At 61.8% G+C, this 18,103-nt stretch carries 17 protein-coding genes and 1 tRNA gene; 11 read left to right on the forward strand and 7 right to left on the reverse strand.

Annotated elements, in window-relative coordinates; all coding sequences use genetic code 11:
• Nucleotides 1-35 precede the first annotated feature (35 nt).
• Nucleotides 36-1,361 (reverse strand): isocitrate lyase, encoded by a 1,326-nt coding sequence (gene aceA / locus FS767_RS15675; protein ID WP_144966715.1) that lies wholly within the window; start codon nt 1,359-1,361, stop codon nt 36-38.
• A gap of 485 nt (nt 1,362-1,846) precedes the next feature.
• Nucleotides 1,847-2,581, reverse strand: coding sequence for a secretin N-terminal domain-containing protein (locus FS767_RS15680; protein ID WP_144966717.1), 735 nt, complete (start codon nt 2,579-2,581; stop codon nt 1,847-1,849).
• 208 nt (nt 2,582-2,789) lie between these two features.
• Here FS767_RS15680 and FS767_RS15685 point away from each other — a divergent pair, with 208 nt between their 5' ends.
• Both FS767_RS15685 and FS767_RS15690 read left to right on the forward strand, forming a co-directional pair.
• Nucleotides 2,790-4,499: a S8/S53 family peptidase gene (locus FS767_RS15685; protein ID WP_144966719.1), complete on the forward strand. Its 1,710-nt coding sequence runs from the start codon at nt 2,790-2,792 to the stop codon at nt 4,497-4,499.
• Nucleotides 4,500-4,584: 85 nt separating this feature from the next.
• Nucleotides 4,585-6,027: a SulP family inorganic anion transporter gene (locus FS767_RS15690; RefSeq protein WP_144966721.1), complete on the forward strand. Its 1,443-nt coding sequence runs from the start codon at nt 4,585-4,587 to the stop codon at nt 6,025-6,027.
• Between the two features lie 36 nt (nt 6,028-6,063).
• Here the strand turns inward: FS767_RS15690 and FS767_RS15695 are convergent, their stop codons facing one another.
• Nucleotides 6,064-6,489, reverse strand: a complete 426-nt coding sequence (locus FS767_RS15695) for a hypothetical protein (protein WP_144966723.1) — start codon at nt 6,487-6,489, stop codon at nt 6,064-6,066.
• Between the two features lie 177 nt (nt 6,490-6,666).
• Here FS767_RS15695 and FS767_RS15700 point away from each other — a divergent pair, with 177 nt between their 5' ends.
• The gene (locus FS767_RS15700) at nt 6,667-6,969 is read left to right on the forward strand and encodes a hypothetical protein (protein ID WP_027916244.1); all 303 of its coding nucleotides are present in this window, start codon (nt 6,667-6,669) and stop codon (nt 6,967-6,969) included.
• An 8-nt stretch (nt 6,970-6,977) separates the two neighbouring features.
• On the opposite strand, the gene FS767_RS15705 is transcribed toward FS767_RS15700, so the two are convergent.
• Nucleotides 6,978-8,231 (reverse strand): aspartate aminotransferase family protein, encoded by a 1,254-nt coding sequence (locus FS767_RS15705; protein ID WP_144966725.1) that lies wholly within the window; start codon nt 8,229-8,231, stop codon nt 6,978-6,980.
• A 333-nt stretch (nt 8,232-8,564) separates the two neighbouring features.
• Between FS767_RS15705 and FS767_RS15710 the strand changes: the two genes are divergently transcribed.
• The 8 genes from FS767_RS15710 to FS767_RS15745 all read left to right on the forward strand — a co-directional run bounded on the left by FS767_RS15710 (nt 8,565) and on the right by FS767_RS15745 (nt 14,753).
• Nucleotides 8,565-9,947 carry an amino acid permease gene (locus FS767_RS15710; protein ID WP_144966727.1) on the forward strand — a complete coding sequence of 461 codons (1,383 nt, stop codon included), beginning with the start codon at nt 8,565-8,567 and terminating at the stop codon, nt 9,945-9,947.
• Between the two features lie 57 nt (nt 9,948-10,004).
• A complete protein-coding gene (locus FS767_RS15715; RefSeq protein ID WP_144966729.1) occupies nt 10,005-10,502 on the forward strand; it encodes a PaaI family thioesterase in 498 nt (165 codons plus the stop codon).
• 37 nt (nt 10,503-10,539) lie between these two features.
• Nucleotides 10,540-10,989, forward strand: a complete 450-nt coding sequence (locus FS767_RS15720; protein WP_144966731.1) for a GNAT family N-acetyltransferase — start codon at nt 10,540-10,542, stop codon at nt 10,987-10,989.
• 109 nt (nt 10,990-11,098) lie between these two features.
• Nucleotides 11,099-11,488 (forward strand): helix-turn-helix domain-containing protein, encoded by a 390-nt coding sequence (locus FS767_RS15725; protein ID WP_144966733.1) that lies wholly within the window; start codon nt 11,099-11,101, stop codon nt 11,486-11,488.
• A 63-nt stretch (nt 11,489-11,551) separates the two neighbouring features.
• On the forward strand, nt 11,552-12,190 hold the full coding sequence (uvrY, locus tag FS767_RS15730) for a UvrY/SirA/GacA family response regulator transcription factor (RefSeq protein ID WP_027916239.1): 639 nt from the start codon (nt 11,552-11,554) through the stop codon (nt 12,188-12,190).
• A 5-nt stretch (nt 12,191-12,195) separates the two neighbouring features.
• A complete protein-coding gene (gene uvrC, locus FS767_RS15735) occupies nt 12,196-14,019 on the forward strand; it encodes an excinuclease ABC subunit UvrC (RefSeq protein WP_058605068.1) in 1,824 nt (607 codons plus the stop codon).
• Between the two features lie 33 nt (nt 14,020-14,052).
• Nucleotides 14,053-14,613, forward strand: coding sequence for a CDP-diacylglycerol--glycerol-3-phosphate 3-phosphatidyltransferase (gene pgsA / locus FS767_RS15740; RefSeq protein ID WP_023534788.1), 561 nt, complete (start codon nt 14,053-14,055; stop codon nt 14,611-14,613).
• Between the two features lie 64 nt (nt 14,614-14,677).
• Nucleotides 14,678-14,753: transfer RNA gene (locus FS767_RS15745), tRNA-Gly, on the forward strand.
• Nucleotides 14,754-15,179: 426 nt separating this feature from the next.
• Here the strand turns inward: FS767_RS15745 and FS767_RS15750 are convergent.
• From FS767_RS15750 to FS767_RS15760, 3 genes are all read right to left on the reverse strand, one after another.
• Nucleotides 15,180-16,097 (reverse strand): class I SAM-dependent methyltransferase, encoded by a 918-nt coding sequence (locus FS767_RS15750; protein ID WP_144966735.1) that lies wholly within the window; start codon nt 16,095-16,097, stop codon nt 15,180-15,182.
• A gap of 117 nt (nt 16,098-16,214) precedes the next feature.
• Nucleotides 16,215-17,135: a glutaminase B gene (gene glsB, locus FS767_RS15755; protein WP_058605066.1), complete on the reverse strand. Its 921-nt coding sequence runs from the start codon at nt 17,133-17,135 to the stop codon at nt 16,215-16,217.
• A gap of 97 nt (nt 17,136-17,232) precedes the next feature.
• Nucleotides 17,233-18,027: a substrate-binding domain-containing protein gene (locus FS767_RS15760; protein ID WP_078478320.1), complete on the reverse strand. Its 795-nt coding sequence runs from the start codon at nt 18,025-18,027 to the stop codon at nt 17,233-17,235.
• Nucleotides 18,028-18,103 lie beyond the last annotated feature (76 nt).

Here is an 18,103-nt window from a genome sequence, read left to right on the forward strand (position 1 = left end):
GGAAGCTTGGGGCTTTGTTCGATTGCAACCCACTATCAGTGGAACTGCTCTTCCTCAGTCGAACCGGTGAGCGCAGTCACCGACGAAGCCCCGCCCTGAATCACGGTGGTCATGTCATCGAAGTACCCCGTACCCACTTCCTGCTGATGCGCCACGAAGGTGTAACCCTTGCTGGCGTCGGCGAACTCCTGTTCCTGCAACTTCACGTAGGCGGTCATGTCGTTGCGGGCGTAGTCGTGCGCCAGGTTGAACATGCCATGCCACATGTTGTGGATGCCGGCCAGGGTGATGAACTGGTGCTTGTAGCCCATGGCCGAAAGCTCACGCTGGAATTTGGCGATGGTGGCATCGTCCAGGTTCTTCTTCCAGTTGAACGAAGGCGAGCAGTTGTACGAGAGGATCTGGTCCGGATATTCCTTCTTGATCGCTTCGGCAAAGCGGCGGGCTTCGTCCAGGTCCGGCTTGGCGGTTTCGCACCAGATCAGGTCGGCGTACGGGGCGTAGGCCAGGCCGCGGGCGATGGCCTGGTCTAGCCCTGCGCGCACTTTGTAGAAGCCTTCGCGGGTGCGCTCGCCGATCACGAACGGCTGATCGTAGGGGTCGCAGTCACTGGTCAGCAGGTCGGCAGCATTAGCGTCGGTACGGGCAAGGATGATGGTTGGTACGCCCGAAACGTCGGCTGCCAGGCGCGCGGCGACCAGCTTTTGCACGGCTTCCTGGGTTGGCACCAGCACCTTGCCGCCCATGTGGCCGCATTTTTTCACCGAGGCCAGCTGGTCTTCGAAGTGCACGCCCGCAGCGCCTGCTTCGATCATGTTCTTCATCAGCTCATAGGCGTTGAGCACGCCGCCAAAACCGGCTTCGGCATCCGCCACGATGGGCGCGAAGTAGTCGATGTAGCCTTCATCGCCTGGGTTCTTGCCAGCCTTCCACTGGATCTGGTCGGCGCGGCGGAAGGAGTTGTTGATGCGCTTTATCACCGTCGGCACGGAGTCGACCGGGTACAGCGACTGGTCGGGGTACATGGACTCGGCGGAGTTGTTGTCGGCAGCTACCTGCCAGCCCGACAGGTAGATGGCCTGGATGCCTGCCTTGACCTGCTGCACTGCCTGGCCGCCGGTGAGGGCGCCCATGCAGTTGACGAAATCTTTTTCCGGGCGGAACGATGGATGTGCACCTTGGGTAACCAGCTTCCACAGCTTTTCTGCACCCAGGCGGGCCAGGGTGTGCTCCGGCTGCAGGGAGCCACGCAGGCGAACGACATCGGCGGCGGTGTAGGTACGGGTCACGCCTTTCCAGCGCGGGTTTTCGGCCCAGTCTTTCTCAAGGGCTGCAATTTGCTGTTCGCGTGTCAGTGCCATGGAAGTAAACCTCGTCGCATCGATCTTGGGTTAGTTGTGCGGATGCTCGGGGCAGATCAGGGCGCTGGCGGCAGTCCTGTTCAAGCGGGTACGGCGGCATCGGGCAGGGATGAGGGGCAAGGCGGGCAGTCAGGTCCATCGGTGCCCCGGCAGGTCGGCTCGTGGATGCCTCGCTGCGGTGCTACGCGAATGCTGTGACGGCGGTGACGCACTTGAGTCCCTCGCAACCACTTGCTCGTTGCAGTCGCCACCTCGTCGAACCGCCTTGTGGGCTGTACGGACACAGGGCGCCTCCAAGGTGACAGAGAGCGCCCCGAAGGCCCTTGCCAGGGCCCCTGATTAGCGGGAGCGAGGCCATCATGCCCTCGTGAAAAAGTGCCTGTCAAACGTTTTGTAGTGCTTTTTTAGGTCTACTACATCTTTGGTCTAATACGACTCATCAGTCAGTTCAGAGGCCTTTGGTCGAGGCCGCAGACTGTCTGGGATCAGTCCAAAACATCGACTTTCACCCGCACTGTCATGTTTTTTCCCCGCTCGGTGCTGTAGATGTGGCTTGCGCTGCTGAAACCGGCCTGGCTCTGCTGGTTGTACCCGGCCATATCGATCCACTCGCCAACCGTGCCGGTCAGGGTTGTGTCGGTGCTTTGAACATCCACTACATCTGCACGTTCGCGGCTAATACGATCATTATTGGTGCTGATCTGTAGGCGAACGGTCTCCCCAGTAAGCGTCGGTGTTACGTAAAAACCTTGGGTGACATTGCGGTATTGGGTGTCGCTCTGCACACGCCCGTATCCATCGGTACTGGAGCTGGTGACGGGGATGCTCTGGCCGACCTGGATCAGCGCTGGTTGGCCTTCGCTGGCCTGGATCTGCTGTACGCCGCCGTCGCGGTTGGAGGTGCCGTGGCGGATGATCCTGGCGTTGCCGCGGGTATCCTGAAATTGGCTGTCGCTGGTGTCGACGCTGATCAGCAAGCGCTTGGCGGTCGTGTCCAGTTGCTTGAGCACGTTACGCAACTCGCCAATGCGTTGTGGGCTGGCATTGACGATGAGCTTGTTCTCGAAGGCACTGACGGTGCCGTCCTGGCCGATGAAGGCTTGCGCGGGCGCCAGCAATTCGGCGCTGCTGCGGTGCTGCAGCGGCACGACCTCAGTCTCGGCCTGTGCGCTCAGGCTGACCAGCAGGGCCAGCGATATGAAAAGCGGGCGTGTGGACATGGGCAGAGTCTCCGTAAAAGGTGAGTGTAATCGCTGCATCGGCAGCGCCTGGACTTCCTGAGCTATTTCGCAGCAATTAATTCCTGGATCGTCAGTGGTGCCATCTTGGACCTCGGCTTCCACAAGGAGGGTCCCGAAGGACAGGGCAGCGGCTGAACCTTGGCAGGGGCCGTGGGTCGCAATCACAGGCCATCCGGGGGCGACTGTCATGAAACGCTGGTTCATCGTATGGGGGTGCTTGTGGAGCGCCGGTTTGCAGGCAGCGCCTGATACGCTGCGCATCCAGCAACTGCAACGCTGCGGTGATGTATTGAGTACCGAACGCCAGCAGTGGTGCCTGCGCGTGACGGGGCTGGGTGAACAGCCGCCAACATTCAAGGTTGGGGGTGTGACAGTGCCTGCTAAAGCGTTGGAGCGCCAAGGCGACACGTTCACGCTGACCCTTGAACACCGGTCTGGGTCGAGTGCGCCGTTGTGGCTGGAGGTCAACGGGCAGGCCAGCAACTCCGTATGGTTGACCCGCCAGCGCAGCCATGTGATCGCCGCAGGCCCCGATGAAGTGGCCAAGAACATGGACGGCCTGACCACCTACCTGAATCTTGTCAGCGTGCTGATAGAGGAAAAGCACGACGGTCTGCAGGAGGCCCGTCGCATTGCCGAAAAGTACGGCGCGCAGGTGGTGGGCGCCATTGCGCCGCTGAACGTCTACCAGTTGCGCCTGCCGGTGCACGACCTGGTGCAACGGGACGCCATGATCCTGCGCATGGGTACGGAGGTCAGTGTCGATGCAGTGATCGTCGAAGAGTCGGCTCCCGAACGGGGCGAGGAGGGGGACGACCGCGCCGAGCCGGCTATCACCCAGGCGGATGAATGGGCCGCCAACCGCTTCATGGACGCCTTGTACTACTATCAGCGCCGCATTCCTGCTTCCCGAATCCCTGTCCAGCCTGTGCGTGTCGGGGTTATCGAAAGGGGTGTGGACTTCGATGCGGCTGGCTTCACGCGTTATCGCGGCGCCTGTGAGCACGGGCAGACGTGCGTGTATGCCAGGGACGGCAGCGCGTCTGCTAGCCATGGCACCCATGTGGCGGGGATCTTCGCCGCTCAGGACGAGGGTTTTCTCGCTGGGCTGGGCAAGGCAAGCCCGGGGTTCGATGTGATCGTCGACCGTAATTCCGACGCCGGTATCACGGCCAACATCGCCGCATCCGTCAACCTGGTGCAGGACGGTGTGCGGGTGCTGAACTGGAGTTGGGGCATTCACCGGGTAGGTGCCCGTAACATCAAGGGAGATGAGGTCGACTCGCTGGTCCGTTCCGGGCTGGCCATGAGCGGTTATGAAGAGCTGCTGGAGGAGTTTTTCCTGTGGCTGCGGGCCAAGCATCCGGATGTCATCGTGGTGAATTCGGCGGGTAATGGGGCTTCGTGGTCGGGCACGGACGAATACCGATTGCCGTCGTCATTCGTCACCGAACAGTTGCTGGTTGTAGGCGGCCATCAGCGCAGTGAGCACGCCGTACCCGTCAGTGACCCGCGGCATGTGCGCAAGCGCCATAGCTCCAACATCGACAGCCGTGTGGATGTCAGCGCCGCCGCATGCCTGCGCCCCTCCGGCGAAGCCAAACCGCATTGCGGCACGTCCTATGCCACGCCTTTGGTAGCGGCCACCGTGGCCGCGATGCTGTCGATCAACCCGGCGCTGACCCCGACGCAGGTGCGTATGCTGCTACGTCGCAGTGCCCTGACCCTTGGCGAGCTGCAGGATTTCGAGGCGATGGATGCCGAGGACTTGACTGCCCCCATTTTGCCGTCGGAGCGAGGCGGGCGCCTGGATGACCCGGACCTCGGGCGTTCTGCACGTCTGGACATGCAGCGTGCCCTGGATTTGGCGGTGCAGAGCCGCGATCGGGTGCGCTGATCGGTGGCTCCTGCCTGACAAATTCCGTAACATCGCGCCTTTGTTTTCGCACTCCGTCCGTTCTGGACCGTCACCTAGGAATTCCATGAAACCCGCTCGCCTACGTGCCGACCTGCTGGCCGGCTTGACCACCTCGTTTGCCCTCGTGCCCGAATGCATCGCGTTCGCCTTGGTGGCACACCTCAACCCCTTGATGGGCCTTTATGGCGCATTCGTCATTTGCACGCTGACCGCGCTGTTCGGCGGCCGGCCGGGGATGATTTCCGGTGCTGCGGGCTCGATGGCCGTCGTGATCGTCGCACTGGTGGTGCAGCACGGCGCGCAATACCTGCTGGCGACGGTGTTGCTCGGGGGCGTGGTGATGATCCTGTTCGGCGTGTTGCGCCTGGGCAAGCTGGTCAGGCTGGTGCCGTACCCGGTAATGCTCGGCTTCGTCAATGGTCTTGCGATCGTCATTGCCATGGCCCAGCTTGAGCATTTCAAGCAAGGCGAGCGCTGGCTGAACGGGGCGCCCTTGTACCTGATGGTCGGCCTGGTGGCCTTGACGATGGCGGTGGTCTACATTCTGCCCAGGCTCACGCGTGCTGTGCCTCCGGCGTTGGTTGCGATCCTGGGCGTAGGCCTGCTTGTGTACCTGTTCGATTTGCCGACCCGCACCCTGGGTGACATGGCCCACATTGCCGGTGGCCTTCCGCAGCTGGCCTGGCCGGCGGTGCCCTGGACCCTTGAAACTTTGCAGATCATTGCCCCTTATGCCGTGTTGATGGCCATGGTGGGCCTGCTCGAAACCCTGCTCACCCTCAACCTGACGGACGAGATCACCGAAAGCCGCGGCTTTCCGGACCGCGAGTGCGTGGCGCTTGGGGCGGCCAATATGGTGTCGGGATTGTGCGGCGGCATGGGCGGATGCGCCATGATCGGTCAGACGGTAATCAACCTCAGTTCCGGTGGGCGAGGGCGGCTGTCAGGGGTGATGGCCGGGGTGATGATCCTGTTGTTCGTGCTGTTCCTTTCGCCATTGATCGAACGTATCCCCTTGGCGGCCCTGGTGGGTGTCATGTTCGTGGTCGCCCAACAGACGTTCGCCTGGGCGTCGCTGCGGGTGCTGCACAAGGTGCCGGTGAACGACATGCTGGCGATCATTGCCGTCACCGTGGTGACTGTGTTCACCGACCTGGCCATGGCCGTGCTGTTCGGCATCGTGATCGCGGCGGTGAACTTTGCTTGGCAGCATGCGCGCGAACTGTACGCCGACAGCCATGAGGATGAGCACGGGCACAAGCGTTATCAGGTGCACGGCACGTTGTTCTTCGCCTCGACCGCGCCGTTCCTGAACCAGTTCGACCCGGCCACTGATCCGGCCGAGGTGACCTTGGACTGCCAGCACCTGAGCTTCGTGGACTATTCGGCCATTGCCGCGCTGAAAACCTTGCGTGAGCGCTATGCCAAGGCCGGCAAGCACCTGCGGGTGGTGCATTTGTCCGAGCGTTGCAAGAAGCTGCTCAAGCGGGCCGGCGAACAGCACTGAGGCGAGGGCCCGCCGAGTGAGCCGCAGGCCAGGGCTTCAGTCGGCCGGGGCCTGCAGGTGCCACTGTCCGTCCGCTTCATGGGCCAGCCCGCTGGCGGGCAGCAGGGCGAGCAGGCGCGGGTGCAGCGCCGCATCCGTGAAGGTCTGTACGGTGGCCAGGTCGAGGATGCCGGACAGCGTCAGATCCGCTTTGGTGTACGACAGCCAGGCCTTTTTCAGGACTTGCGCCACGTCGCTGGCGGCGGTACTGGCGAAGCGGCGATGCCATGGCCGGCCGTCGAACGAGAACGTGTGCGCCAGGGCGTAGGCCGTCTGGTCGGCGCCTTCAAGGCAACGGTGGCAGCGGCAGGGCCCCTCGCCAAACGCATTGCGCAGGAAGCTGTTGAAATCCACCACCGGCTTGAGGGACAGGCGTTTGTCGACGTCGAACAGGTCGGCGATCATGGGTTCTTCAGCGCTCACTCGGGATCCTCGTATGCTAGGGCGTGTATCGGCCGGCACCCTAACAGATCGTTGCAGGCAGATCACCTGTGTTGGTCTGCACCGCGCCGGTTCGGCAGGCGAACGCTAGAGACAAGGGGCGGCGGCTGCCGTACTCTACGCGCCCCTATGCCCACCCACGTTTCGAGGTAGACCCGCTTGAGCAACCAGTACCCGTACATCGCCACCATCACCATCAGCGCCGAAGACCGAGGCGGCGACATCGAAGCCTCGGAAAACGCCAGCATGCGCGTGGGCCTGGAAGCGGTGACCGAGACCCTCAAGAAGGTGCATTTCGTCGGTACGCTGGCCGCTCCGGAAAAGAACGCAACGCACATCTGCGTGACCCTGGAGAATGGCCTGACCTACTACGGCCCGATCGTCAACGGCCACGCCGAACTCGAAGGCGGTTGGATTGCCTTCGAGTCCGATATGCTTACCCCGCAAGAGCTGGGTCTCTAAGCCCCTCTTCAGGCGCCAAGCTCGGCAAGGCACTGCTCGAGAATATCCAAGCCTTCCTCGAGCACGTGGGCCTCGATGGTCAGCGGTGCCAGTAGGCGGATGATGTGCCGCGCCTTGCCGCTGGGCATCAGCAACAGACCTTTGGCGCGTGCCGCTTCCATCACCTTGCTCAGTTGCGCCGGTGCCGGGCTGCCGTCGGCATTGACGAACTCGATCCCGCGCATGGCGCCGACGCCGGTCAAGCGGCCGATGAACGGGCTCAGGCCTGTAGCCTTCCAGTGCTCGAAGCGGCGCACGATTGCGTGTTCCTGGCGTTCGCCCCAAGTCGCGATATTCTCGTCGGTCATCTGTGCCAGGCTGGCCAGGGCCGCTGCGCAGGCGATCGGGTTGCCTGAATAAGTGCCACCCAGGCCGCCCTTGGGCAGCGCTGCCATCAGTTCCTTGCGCCCGACCACCGCACCCAGCGGCATGCCGCCGGCAATGCTTTTGGCCAACAGCAGCAGATCGGGCTCAAGCCCTAAACGTGGGAAGGCGAAGCGCTGGCCGGTACGCCCGAAGCCCGACTGGATCTCGTCGATGATGATCAGGATGCCATGCTCGTCGCAGAAACGGCGCAGGGCCTGGGCGAACGTTGGGTCAAGGGCGAGGAACCCGCCTTCACCTTGCACTGGCTCGAAGATGAACGCCGCCACGTCCTCCACCGCCAGCTCGACGCTGAACAGGCGGTCCATGGCCTTGAGGGCCTGCTCGCAGGTAACCCCGGTGTCGGCGCTGGGGTAGGGCAGGTGGTACACCGGCCCCGGCAGCTCGCCGACCCGCTGCTTGTAAGGGGCCACCTTGCCATTGAGGTTCAGGGTGGCCAGGGTACGGCCATGGAAACCGCCATCGAAGGCGACGATGGCGCGCTTGCCGGTCGCCGCGCGGGCCACTTTCAGGGCGTTTTCGGCCGCCTCCGCGCCGCTGTTGGTCAGCATGCCGGCCAGCGGGTAAGCGACCGGGATGAATTGGCTCAGTTGCGCCATCAGCTCAAGGTAAGGGGCATGTGGGGCTGCGTTGAAAGCGTAGTGAGTCAGGCGGCTGGCTTGTTCCTGTATGGCCTGTACGACCGCCGGATTGCAATGGCCCAGGTTCAGCACGCCAATGCCGCCTACAAAATCGATGTAGCGTTTCCCTTGGTCGTCCCACACCTCGGCGTTGCGGCCATGTGTAAGGGTGATGGGATGAACGATGGCGATGGATTGGCTGATGCAGTCGTGGTTCATGAGGCGGGGACCTGTGGGCGATGTACTGCCTATCCAAGCGCGGAGGGTCAGGGGGTGCAAACGAATTATTGGATTGGTTTCATTCCTACGGTTCTTGATGTGTTCGAGGCTGTGATCAGTGGTGCACTGGTCATGCTCTTTGAACAACATGATTCACCCTTTTGCAAGGGAGGCTCATACGCCGTGCTAAGGGACGTAGTCCACATAGGAGAGCGCTTGATCATTCCCTCAAGGAATTACGTACTGATAAAACGTCGTTTGTGACACCCCTGGCAAGTCTCAATACTGACCCGGATCAAAAAATGACCGTGCGATCCAGTCAGAGGGTTCAACATGGCTTCCCCGAACAACAAGAAACAGCGTTCCTTGCAACATGGCCTGACGTCCCGTCAGGTATCGATGATTTCCATTGCCGGCATCATCGGCGCCGGGCTGTTCATTGGCTCCTCCAACGCCATCGCCACGGCAGGCCCGGCGATCCTCATTTCCTATGCCATGACCGGGCTGCTGGTGTTGCTGGTGATGCGCATGCTGGGCGAGATGGCCATCGCCAACCCCAATAGCGGTTCTTTTTCCACCTACGCCTCGCAGGCCATCGGCCCGTGGGCGGGCTTTACCATCGGCTGGCTGTACTGGTGGTTCTGGGTGCTGATCATTCCGGTCGAGGCCATCGCCGGCGCTGATATCCTGCATGCCTACTTTCCCGGGGTGCCGTCCTGGCTGTTCGCCTTCCTGATCATGCTCGTGCTATCGGGTACCAACTTGATCAGTGTCAAGAACTTCGGCGCCTTCGAGTACTGGTTCGCGTTGATCAAGGTCGTGGCCATCGTTGCCTTCATCGTCGTGTGTACCCTGGCGGTGACTGGCTTCTGGCCCTTGGCCGACGTGTCCGGGGTCAGCCGGCTCTGGGATGCCGGGGGCTTCATGCCCAACGGCTTTGGCACCGTACTGGGCGGTGTACTGATCACCATCTTTTCGTTCTTCGGCGCGGAGATCGTCACCATCGCTGCCGACGAAACGGCCAACCCCAAGGACAAGATCCGTCGTGCCACCAACCTGGTGGTGTACCGCATCGCGATCTTCTACCTGGCTTCGGTCTTCCTGGTGGTTTCGCTGGTGGCCTGGAATGACCCAGGGCTCAAGGCAGTCGGCTCGTTCCAACGGGTTCTTGAGGTGCTGAAGGTGCCTGGCGCCAAGCTGCTGGTGGACATGGTGGTGCTGGTGGCCGTGACCAGTTGCATGAACTCGGGGCTGTATACCGCCTCGCGCATGCTGTATTCGCTGGGCGCCCGCGGGCAGGCTCTGCCCATCACCCGGCGCATTGCAGGCTCCGGCGTGCCTACGGTCGCGGTGATCCTCTCGACGTTGGCAGGGTTTGCCGGGTGTCTGGTCAACTACGTGTTTCCAGGCAAGGTGTTCGGCTTTCTGCTGTCCACCACCGGTGCCATCGCGTTGCTGGTGTATCTGGTCATCGCCGTGTCCCAACTGCGCATGCGTGCGCGCGCGGAGCGCGAAGGGCGCTTGCTGGAGCTGAAGATGTGGTTGTTCCCCTGGCTCACCTGGCTGGTGATCGCCACCATCGTCCTGGTCCTGGGGTACATGTTGTTCAGCGATGCCTACCGTTACGAGACATTGATGACAGCCGGGGTCACGACGTTCATCCTCGTGGTGGCGCTGGCCAGGCGCCCCGGCAAGGCAAGCCTGCAAACCGCGTGACCTATCTGCTTTAATGGGGGCGTAGCGCGCCCTCATTACAACAAGCACAGGAAGCGTATGAACGATCAAGCCTTGAGCCTGCAAGCAGTGGCTGCCCCGGATGGCATTTGCTATGGCTGTGGCAGCGCCCATCCGCACGGGCTCCGTGTACAAAGCCATTGGGCCGAAGACGGCATTCATCTGATCTGTCGACACACCCCCGACGCTACCTTTACCGGCTGGCCGGGGCTGGTCTATGGCGGATTGCTGGCAATGCTGGTGGACTGCCACTCCAATTGGACGGCCATGGCCTATCACTATCGAAGCGAAGGCCGGGCGCCTGGCAGCTTGCCGCGTATCGATTGCGTCACTGGCCGCCTGGGGCTTGAGTACCTCAAACCGACACCCATGGGGGTTGAGCTGCTGCTCAAGGCTCGAGTCGAGGGGGAAGTGGCACGCAAAAGCCGGGTGATCTGCGAGGTGTGGGCCGATGGGGTGCTCACCGTCAGGGCCGATTCGGTGTTCGTTCGTGTCGATACCGATAAATTGCAGCGCCAAGCCCACGCAAGGGCGTGAGTTCGTTCCGACCAAGCCTGCCTGAGCGGGAGAACGCGTGATGCTGCAACTCATTCCTGCCACTGACAGTGATCTGACGTTCGCCCGCGACCTGACGCGCCGCCTCATGCTGCCTTATTACCACCGATACGACCTTCTGTGGGTGGAGCAGGCATTCGACCAGGCCTGGCAGTGGCGCGAGCAGTGGCTAGTGACCGACACCGATACCGACGCCGTGTTGGGTTTCTGCAGTCTCAGCCAGGATAGCCAGGCGCTTTTCATCCGGGAGTTGCATTTGCTTCCTGCTTACCATGGGCAGGGCGTTGGCAGCTGGGTGCTCGAAACGCTCGCGCAATGGGCAGCCCAACGACGCTTGGGCCTGCTCAGGCTGATGGTGTTTCGCACCAACCCGGCGCGCAGGCTTTACCAGCGGCGAGGGTTCGTAGAAATGGGCGAGGATGATTGTTTTGTGCGCATGCAGCGCAGGATCGATTGCTCAGGGCAATGATGCCTTGTCCCAGTCGTCCGTCAGCGGCATAGTGCCCTGTGTAAACGAGGCAGCGGTGCGTGCGGACGTGGCGCTGCTCGGAGATACCCAGGGACAAGGAGACGCCCGGATGAATGGAATCGGCCCCCGGCTGCGGGAAGAACGTGAACGGCTGGGTATGACCCAGCGTGTATTCGGCGATATCGGCGGGGTGGAACCCAACGCACAGGGCAAATACGAAAGTGGGGAGCGCATGCCACGTGTCGATTACCTGGCCGCGGTAGCGGCCAGGGGGGTTGATGCGCTGTATGTTCTGAACGGGGTACGCACCCCTGTACCCTTGCATGGGCTTAGTGCGCAGGAGTCGGACGTGCTCAACGCGCTTCGGGGCCTGGCTGAGGCCGACAAGGCGGCGATTGTTCACCTGTTGGAACGTCTGTCTGACCACAGGCATGAGCAGCCGGGGCGTATATATTCAGACCCAGGTTGTCAGTCGTTTATGACGAAAGCAATGCGCTAGGCCGGTCTTGAAAAATTTTGTTAAGGTGGCGTCATACAATCGCCCTGCTGAAGAGGTGTGTGCTTGATTAGGGTCCTAGTGGTCGACGACCACGATCTGGTGCGAACCGGTATTACGCGCATGCTGGCCGACATCGACGGCTTGCAGGTGGTAGGTGAGGGGGACTCCGGTGAATCGGCGCTCAAGCTTGCGCGCGAGCTCAAGCCAGACGTTGTGCTGATGGACGTCAAGATGCCTGGCATTGGCGGTCTTGAGGCCACGCGCAAGTTGCTGCGCAGCCACCCTGACATAAAGGTGGTGGCAGTGACCGTGTGTGAAGAAGACCCGTTCCCCACGCGCCTGCTGCAAGCCGGGGCGGCCGGCTACCTGACCAAGGGCGCCGGCCTCGATGAGATGGTCCAGGCCATTCGCCTGGCATTTGCCGGCCAACGCTACATCAGCCCGCAGATCGCTCAGCAGTTGGCGCTAAAATCGTTCCAGCCACAGGGCTCGCCATTCGATGCGTTGTCCGAGCGTGAAATCCAGATTGCCCTGATGATCGTCGGCTGCCAGAAAGTGCAGATCATTTCCGACAAGTTGTGCCTCTCGCCCAAGACCGTCAATACCTACCGGTACCGGATCTTTGAAAAACTCTCGGTCACCAGCGACGTCGAACTGACATTGCTGGCCGTTCGCCACGGTATGGTTGACGCAAGCCTGTAAACCTCATGTCTGAAGTCTTTGATGCCAGCGCATTCCTGGCGACCTGCAGTGGTCGCCCGGGTGTGTACCGAATGTTCGATGCCGATGCGCGGCTGCTCTATGTAGGCAAGGCCAAGAACCTCAAGAAGCGCCTGGCCAGCTATTTTCGCAAGTCCGGGCTGGCGCCCAAGACCGCCGCACTGGTCAGCCGCATCGCCCAGGTGGAAACCACCATCACCGCCAACGAAACCGAGGCGCTGCTGCTGGAGCAGAACCTGATCAAGGAGTGGCGCCCGCCGTACAACATCCTGCTGCGTGACGACAAGTCCTACCCTTATGTATTCCTCTCCGACGGTCAGTTCCCGCGGCTTGGCATTCATCGGGGCGCGAAGAAAGCCAAGGGGCGCTACTTCGGCCCCTACCCAAGTGCCGGGGCCATCCGCGAGAGCCTGAGCGTGCTGCAAAAGACCTTTTTGGTACGGCAATGCGAGGACAGCTACTACGCCAACCGCACCCGTCCATGCCTGCAATACCAGATCAAGCGCTGCAAGGGGCCTTGCACCGGCCTGGTCAGCGCCGAGGAATATGCCGAGGACGTACGCCATTCGGTGATGTTCCTGGAAGGGCGCAGCCAGCAGTTGGGCAACGAGCTCAATGCCGAGATGGAAAAGGCTGCCATGGACCTCAATTTCGAAAAGGCAGCCGAACTGCGCGACCAGATCGGCCTGCTGCGCCGCGTACAGGACCAGCAGTACATCGAAGGGGGCAGCGGCGAGGTTGACGTCATTGCCGCGTTCGTCAACCCCGGTGGCGCTTGCGTCCACATGATCAGCGTCCGTGGTGGGCGTGTGCTAGGGAGCAAGAACTTCTTCCCGCAGGTCGGCATCGAGGAAGACGTTTCCGAGGTGATGGCGGCATTCGTTTCCCAGTACTACGTCGGCAACCCGGAGCGTGAGTTGCCGGGGGAGCTGATCGTCAACGTGGTGCACGAGGACTTCGAGGCCATCACCGAGGCCCTCAATGCCCTGCGCGGCCGCGAGCTGACCATCAGCCATCGAGTGCGTGGCACCCGTGCGCGCTGGCAGCAGTTGGCAGTGACCAACGCCGAGCAGGCGCTCAACGCACGCCTGGCTAACCGCCAGCACATGGCAGCACGCTTTGACGCACTGGCCGAAGTACTGGGCCTGGACGAAGTGCCGCAGCGCCTGGAGTGCTACGACATCAGCCATTCCAGTGGCGAGGCGACGGTCGCTAGCTGCGTGGTGTTCGGGCCGGAAGGGCCGATCAAGTCGGACTACCGGCGCTTCAATATCGAGGGCGTCACGGCCGGCGACGACTACGCCGCCATGCACCAGGCCCTGACCCGTCGTTATGGGCGTATCCGCGATGGCGAGGGCAAGCTGCCGGACGTGCTGCTGGTGGACGGGGGCAAGGGCCAGTTGAACATGGCGCGCGATGTGATGCAGGAACTGGGTTTCAGCGAGCTGACCCTGCTGGGCGTGGCCAAAGGGGTCACGCGCAAGGCTGGCTTCGAAACCCTGTACCTGAACGATGTACACAACGAATTCACCCTCAAGGGTGATTCGCCAGCGCTGCACCTGATCCAGCAGATCCGCGACGAGGCCCACCGCTTCGCGATCACCGGCCACCGTGCCCGTCGCGGCAAGGCCCGGCGGGTGTCGAGCCTGGAGGATGTCGCAGGCGTCGGGCCCAAGCGCCGGCGCGACTTGCTGAAACATTTCGGCGGCCTGCAAGAGCTCAACCGCGCCAGTGTCGACGAGATTGCCAAGGCACCGGGTATCAGTAAAAAGCTTGCCGAGTCGATTTATGCCAGCCTGCATAGCGAGTAGAATGCCGGGTTCAACCCGCGGCCAGTCGTACCGATGAATATTCCAAACCTGCTCACCGTTCTACGCGTTCTGCTCATCCCGATTTTCATCCTGCTGTTCTACATGCCGTTCCATTGGAGCTACATGGCCGCCAGCAGCGTATTTGCCGTCGCCGCCGCCACCGACTGGCTGGATGGCTACCTGGCGCGTCGGTTGCAGCAGAGCACCCCGTTCGGTGCGTTCCTGGACCCGGTGGCCGACAAGTTGATGGTTGCCGTTGCGCTGGTGCTGCTGGTGCAGACCCACGCCAACTTCTGGCTCACCTTGCCGGCTGCGGTCATCATCGGTCGCGAGATCGTGGTGTCGGCGCTGCGCGAGTGGATGGCCGAACTGGGCGCGCGGGCGCACGTGGCCGTGTCCAACCTGGGCAAGTGGAAGACGGCTGCACAGATGCTGGCGTTGGTGATCCTGCTGGGTAATCCGCCAGCGGTAACCTTCTGGGTGATCCTGGGTTATGGGTTGTTGTTAGTCGCGGCGGGCTTGACCCTGTGGTCGATGGTGCATTACCTCGTGGCTGCCTGGCCGCACCTGCGCGAAGGCTCGGAGCAGAAATAAAAGTTTTTTTGAATCAAGGGGTTGACGCCGTTTTGGATATCGCTAGAATGGCACCCATCACGACGCGGGAATAGCTCAGTTGGTAGAGCACGACCTTGCCAAGGTCGGGGTCGCGAGTTCGAGTCTCGTTTCCCGCTCCAAATATCGATCTATGGGGCCTGTTGGTTTCTTGGATCATCGAAAAAAGACGCTTAGGCGTCTTTTTTCGTTTTTGTCATTTCATGCGCCTACTGACCGCAAGCCTGCTTCTTTTTTCGTTCGCCTGGATCAATACCGCCATGGCATTGGATCCGAACGAGCAAGCCGATGCCGTATATTCAGTGACCTGGCAACCGACGTTCTGCAAGATGCGGGTTTGATGAATAGTTCAAGCCCCGCACAGCTGGTAATTTTGCCAGTTGTGCAGGGCTCTTCTCCCCCTGACACTGCACCCGTGTGTGAAGGAACTGAACCGAATGATAACTAAGGGCGCGCCTGCCTCTGGTCCAGTTCTTTCACACTCCTACCTTTTTCCTGTGCAGATCAATCCATCCCCGAACACCTGGCCTGGGTACGAGCCGCTGGCCTCACGGCTTGACGGACGTCGTGGAGCACAACGACATCGTAGGCCGGTCGTCAGGCGTGAATGCCATTGCAGCATCGAGGGGGTTAGTGGTCATCATACGCATGGCGCCTTGCTGCTCAGACTCGACGTGCGGCGTATGTTCCACAGGTTGCACCACCAGGGACGTCACGCTGGCCTGCTCGCGATGGTGCTGCAGCAGTTTGTCGACCATATCCTGTGTGGTCGGCGTCTGAGCCCGGTCGATCACTGACAGCACGCCGCCAGAACGAAGAATGCGGTCGGCGATCTCGTAGACCCTGTTCTGCACGAAGATCCGATGTTCATAGGCTGTGGGCATCAGCCCCAGATCGACCGCGGCGTTGTGCCCACGTGCATCATGGGTACCCAGCAACCAGCACGCGACGGCGTCGAACTTGGGCTGACGTTCGAGCCATGCTTCGAGGGCGGGGTCGTTCAGGGCATCGCCCTCGATGAGCAAACAGTCCGCTTCGGGCGCTTCTGGGATTTCGCTGTAGATCAGCCGGTAAGCGTTTTCATCGAGGCTAACCGGCATTTCCCTGGCAATGACCTCGACGCTGAAGCCCTCGTCGGCCAGCCGCTTGCGCGTCGCCGCAATGCACTGGGGGTTCTCTTCCACGCACACGACGGTATGCCCCTGTTGCAGCAGCGCCAGCGTGGAATGGCCGACGCCACAGCCGATCTCCAGGGTACGTGGGAAGCCCTTCACGCGTTCGGCCATCCAGGGGTAGTGGCCCTGGGCCAAGTGACCTTCGGAGTTGATGCCCCAGCTCTTGATGTACGCTTTGCGAAAGCTATTCAGCTGGTAGAGGGCTCGCGGCTGCAGGCCACTGCCACCGCCGCTAGCAGGCTTTCTCTTGGCTTTTTTCAGGTCACGTCGTCTTTTGCTGTTGATGCTCATGGCTGCTCTCCCTGCGGGCCTGGGTGTGCATCAGGATCTTACTTGGGACGATCGTGCTTGGCTGTAAACAAGGGGTTTGCACATCTGACAAGGGTTCCGACGTGTAGGAAATGGCCCTCAAGGTACCGCCGAAAAAACCGACCCCGTGATGCGCTCACTCAGCAATTCCAATGCGCGAATACCTGCCAGCGAATTGCCAGAAGCGTTGAGCGCTGGCGACCAGACGCAGATGCTGTATCGCCCGGGGACCACTGCCACGATGCCGCCGCCCACGCCACTCTTGCCCGGCAGGCCCACACGATAGGCGAAATTGCCGGCTTCGTCGTACAAGCCGCTGGTAGCCATGATCGCGTTCACCTGCTGGGCCTGACGTGCGCTGAGCACGTGTTCACCGCTGTGCGGGCAATAGCCGCTGTTGGCCAGAAACGCAAAGCCCCGCGCTACGTCGACGCAGTTCATCGACAGCGCGCAGTGATGGAAGTAGCTGCTCAGCACCGCGTCCACGTCGTTATGAAAGTTGCCAAACGCAGTCATCAGCCAGGCCATGGCGGCATTGCGTGCGCGGTGCTGGTATTCGGACTCGGCCACCACCGTGTCGCTGATGATACGCGGGTTGCCAGCCAGGCGGCGAACGAAGTCGCGCATCGACAGGGCAGGGGTGGCGAAGCGTGACTGGTTGATGTCGCAGATCACCAGTGCACCAGCATTGATGAACGGGTTGCGCGGGCGACCCTTTTCCACCTCCAGCTGCACCAGCGAATTGAAGGCCTGCCCCGAAGGCTCGTAACCCAGGCGCGACCAAATGTCTTCGCCACTATGGTTGATCGCCTGGACCAGGCTGAACACCTTGGAAATGCTCTGGATGGAAAAGGGCGTGTAGGCATCGCCAGCGCAGTGCAGCTGGCCATCAAGGCTGTGCACTGCGATACCCAGCTGGTTGGGGTCGACCTGGGCCAGGGCGGGGATGTATTGCGCGACCTGACCCTGGCTGAGCAGTGGGCGCACCTGGTCGAGGATCTCTTGCAGCATGTCTTGCATCGCGACGGCCTTGGGAACGAGGAAGGATGGGTCTCAGACGCTGCGGTACGCCGGCAGGGCACGCCTTCGATCAACGTGCCCGGGCGAGGGTTGAAGTTTAGTGGGCCGTGTGCGGCAGCGGGGTCAGGCCGCTTTTCTCGATGGCGGCGTCCGCCTGGGCAGAGGCCATGTAGTCAAGCAGCGCCTGGGCCGCCGCCCGGTGCTGGCTGTTGGCAACCACCGCACCCGAATACATCGTCATCTTTTGCCCCTCGGCCGGGATCAGCCCCACGATGTCGATGCCGGCCACCGGCTTGAGCTCGCTCAGTTGCTGGAACCCGATGGCTGCCTGGCCGCGTGCGACCACCTTGCCGACGGGCTCGGCGGGGATCATGTGGGCTTTGTGGGTGAAGCCTTCGCCAAGGTTCATGCTCGGGAACAAGGTTTTGGACAGGTAGACCCCGCTGGCGCTGTCGGAGTAGGCAACCGAGGGGCTATCGAGCAGCACCTGACGCAACTCACCCATTGTGCCGATAGCCGGCTTGGGCTCACCTTTGCGTACGGCCATGGCAATGAACGACTTGCCCAGGTCGATGCGGCTGGCCTTGTCGGCCTTGCCGTCGGTGACCAACTTGTCCAACGCCGAGCCCACCATCAGCACCACATCGGCCGGCTCGCCCCGTTGCAGCCGATTCGGGATGGCTTGCGGGGTCTGGCCCATCGATGGCGCGGCGAGCACGTTGAGCTTGACCCCGTAGGTGTGTTCATAAGCCGGTGCAACGTTGCGGATGGCGCCCATGATGCCGCCGGAGCTGAGCACGGTCAGCGTGGGGGCTTGGTCAGGGGTGGGCTCTGCGGCAGAGCAGGCAAAGGTGGCGACCAGCAGGGCCGTGCAGGACAGCGTCTTGAGCATGGGAAAACTCCGGATAAAACGCACAGCTTATTGGCAGGCGGGCCCAGGGCTGAATTAACCGGCGTTAAGAATGTTT

It is taken from the genome of Pseudomonas sp. DE0010 (assembly GCF_007680745.1).
GTDB classification, from domain to species: Bacteria; Pseudomonadota; Gammaproteobacteria; order Pseudomonadales; family Pseudomonadaceae; genus Aquipseudomonas; species Aquipseudomonas parafulva_B.

Bases quoted from the DNA above. Each gene is read 5' to 3' on its own strand.
- aceA (WP_144966715.1), bottom strand. From the start codon at position 1,361: ATGGCACTGACACGCGAACAGCAAATTGCAGCCCTTGAGAAAGACTGG.
- FS767_RS15680 (WP_144966717.1), bottom strand. From the start codon at position 2,581: ATGTCCACACGCCCGCTTTTCATATCGCTGGCCCTGCTGGTCAGCCTG.
- FS767_RS15685 (WP_144966719.1), top strand. From the start codon at position 2,790: ATGAAACGCTGGTTCATCGTATGGGGGTGCTTGTGGAGCGCCGGTTTG.
- FS767_RS15690 (WP_144966721.1), top strand. From the start codon at position 4,585: ATGAAACCCGCTCGCCTACGTGCCGACCTGCTGGCCGGCTTGACCACC.
- FS767_RS15705 (WP_144966725.1), bottom strand. From the start codon at position 8,231: ATGAACCACGACTGCATCAGCCAATCCATCGCCATCGTTCATCCCATC.
- FS767_RS15710 (WP_144966727.1), top strand. From the start codon at position 8,565: ATGGCTTCCCCGAACAACAAGAAACAGCGTTCCTTGCAACATGGCCTG.
- FS767_RS15715 (WP_144966729.1), top strand. From the start codon at position 10,005: ATGAACGATCAAGCCTTGAGCCTGCAAGCAGTGGCTGCCCCGGATGGC.
- FS767_RS15725 (WP_144966733.1), top strand. From the start codon at position 11,099: ATGAATGGAATCGGCCCCCGGCTGCGGGAAGAACGTGAACGGCTGGGT.
- uvrC (WP_058605068.1), top strand. From the start codon at position 12,196: ATGTCTGAAGTCTTTGATGCCAGCGCATTCCTGGCGACCTGCAGTGGT.
- pgsA (WP_023534788.1), top strand. From the start codon at position 14,053: ATGAATATTCCAAACCTGCTCACCGTTCTACGCGTTCTGCTCATCCCG.
- FS767_RS15750 (WP_144966735.1), bottom strand. From the start codon at position 16,097: ATGAGCATCAACAGCAAAAGACGACGTGACCTGAAAAAAGCCAAGAGA.
- glsB (WP_058605066.1), bottom strand. From the start codon at position 17,135: ATGCAAGACATGCTGCAAGAGATCCTCGACCAGGTGCGCCCACTGCTC.
- FS767_RS15760 (WP_078478320.1), bottom strand. From the start codon at position 18,027: ATGCTCAAGACGCTGTCCTGCACGGCCCTGCTGGTCGCCACCTTTGCC.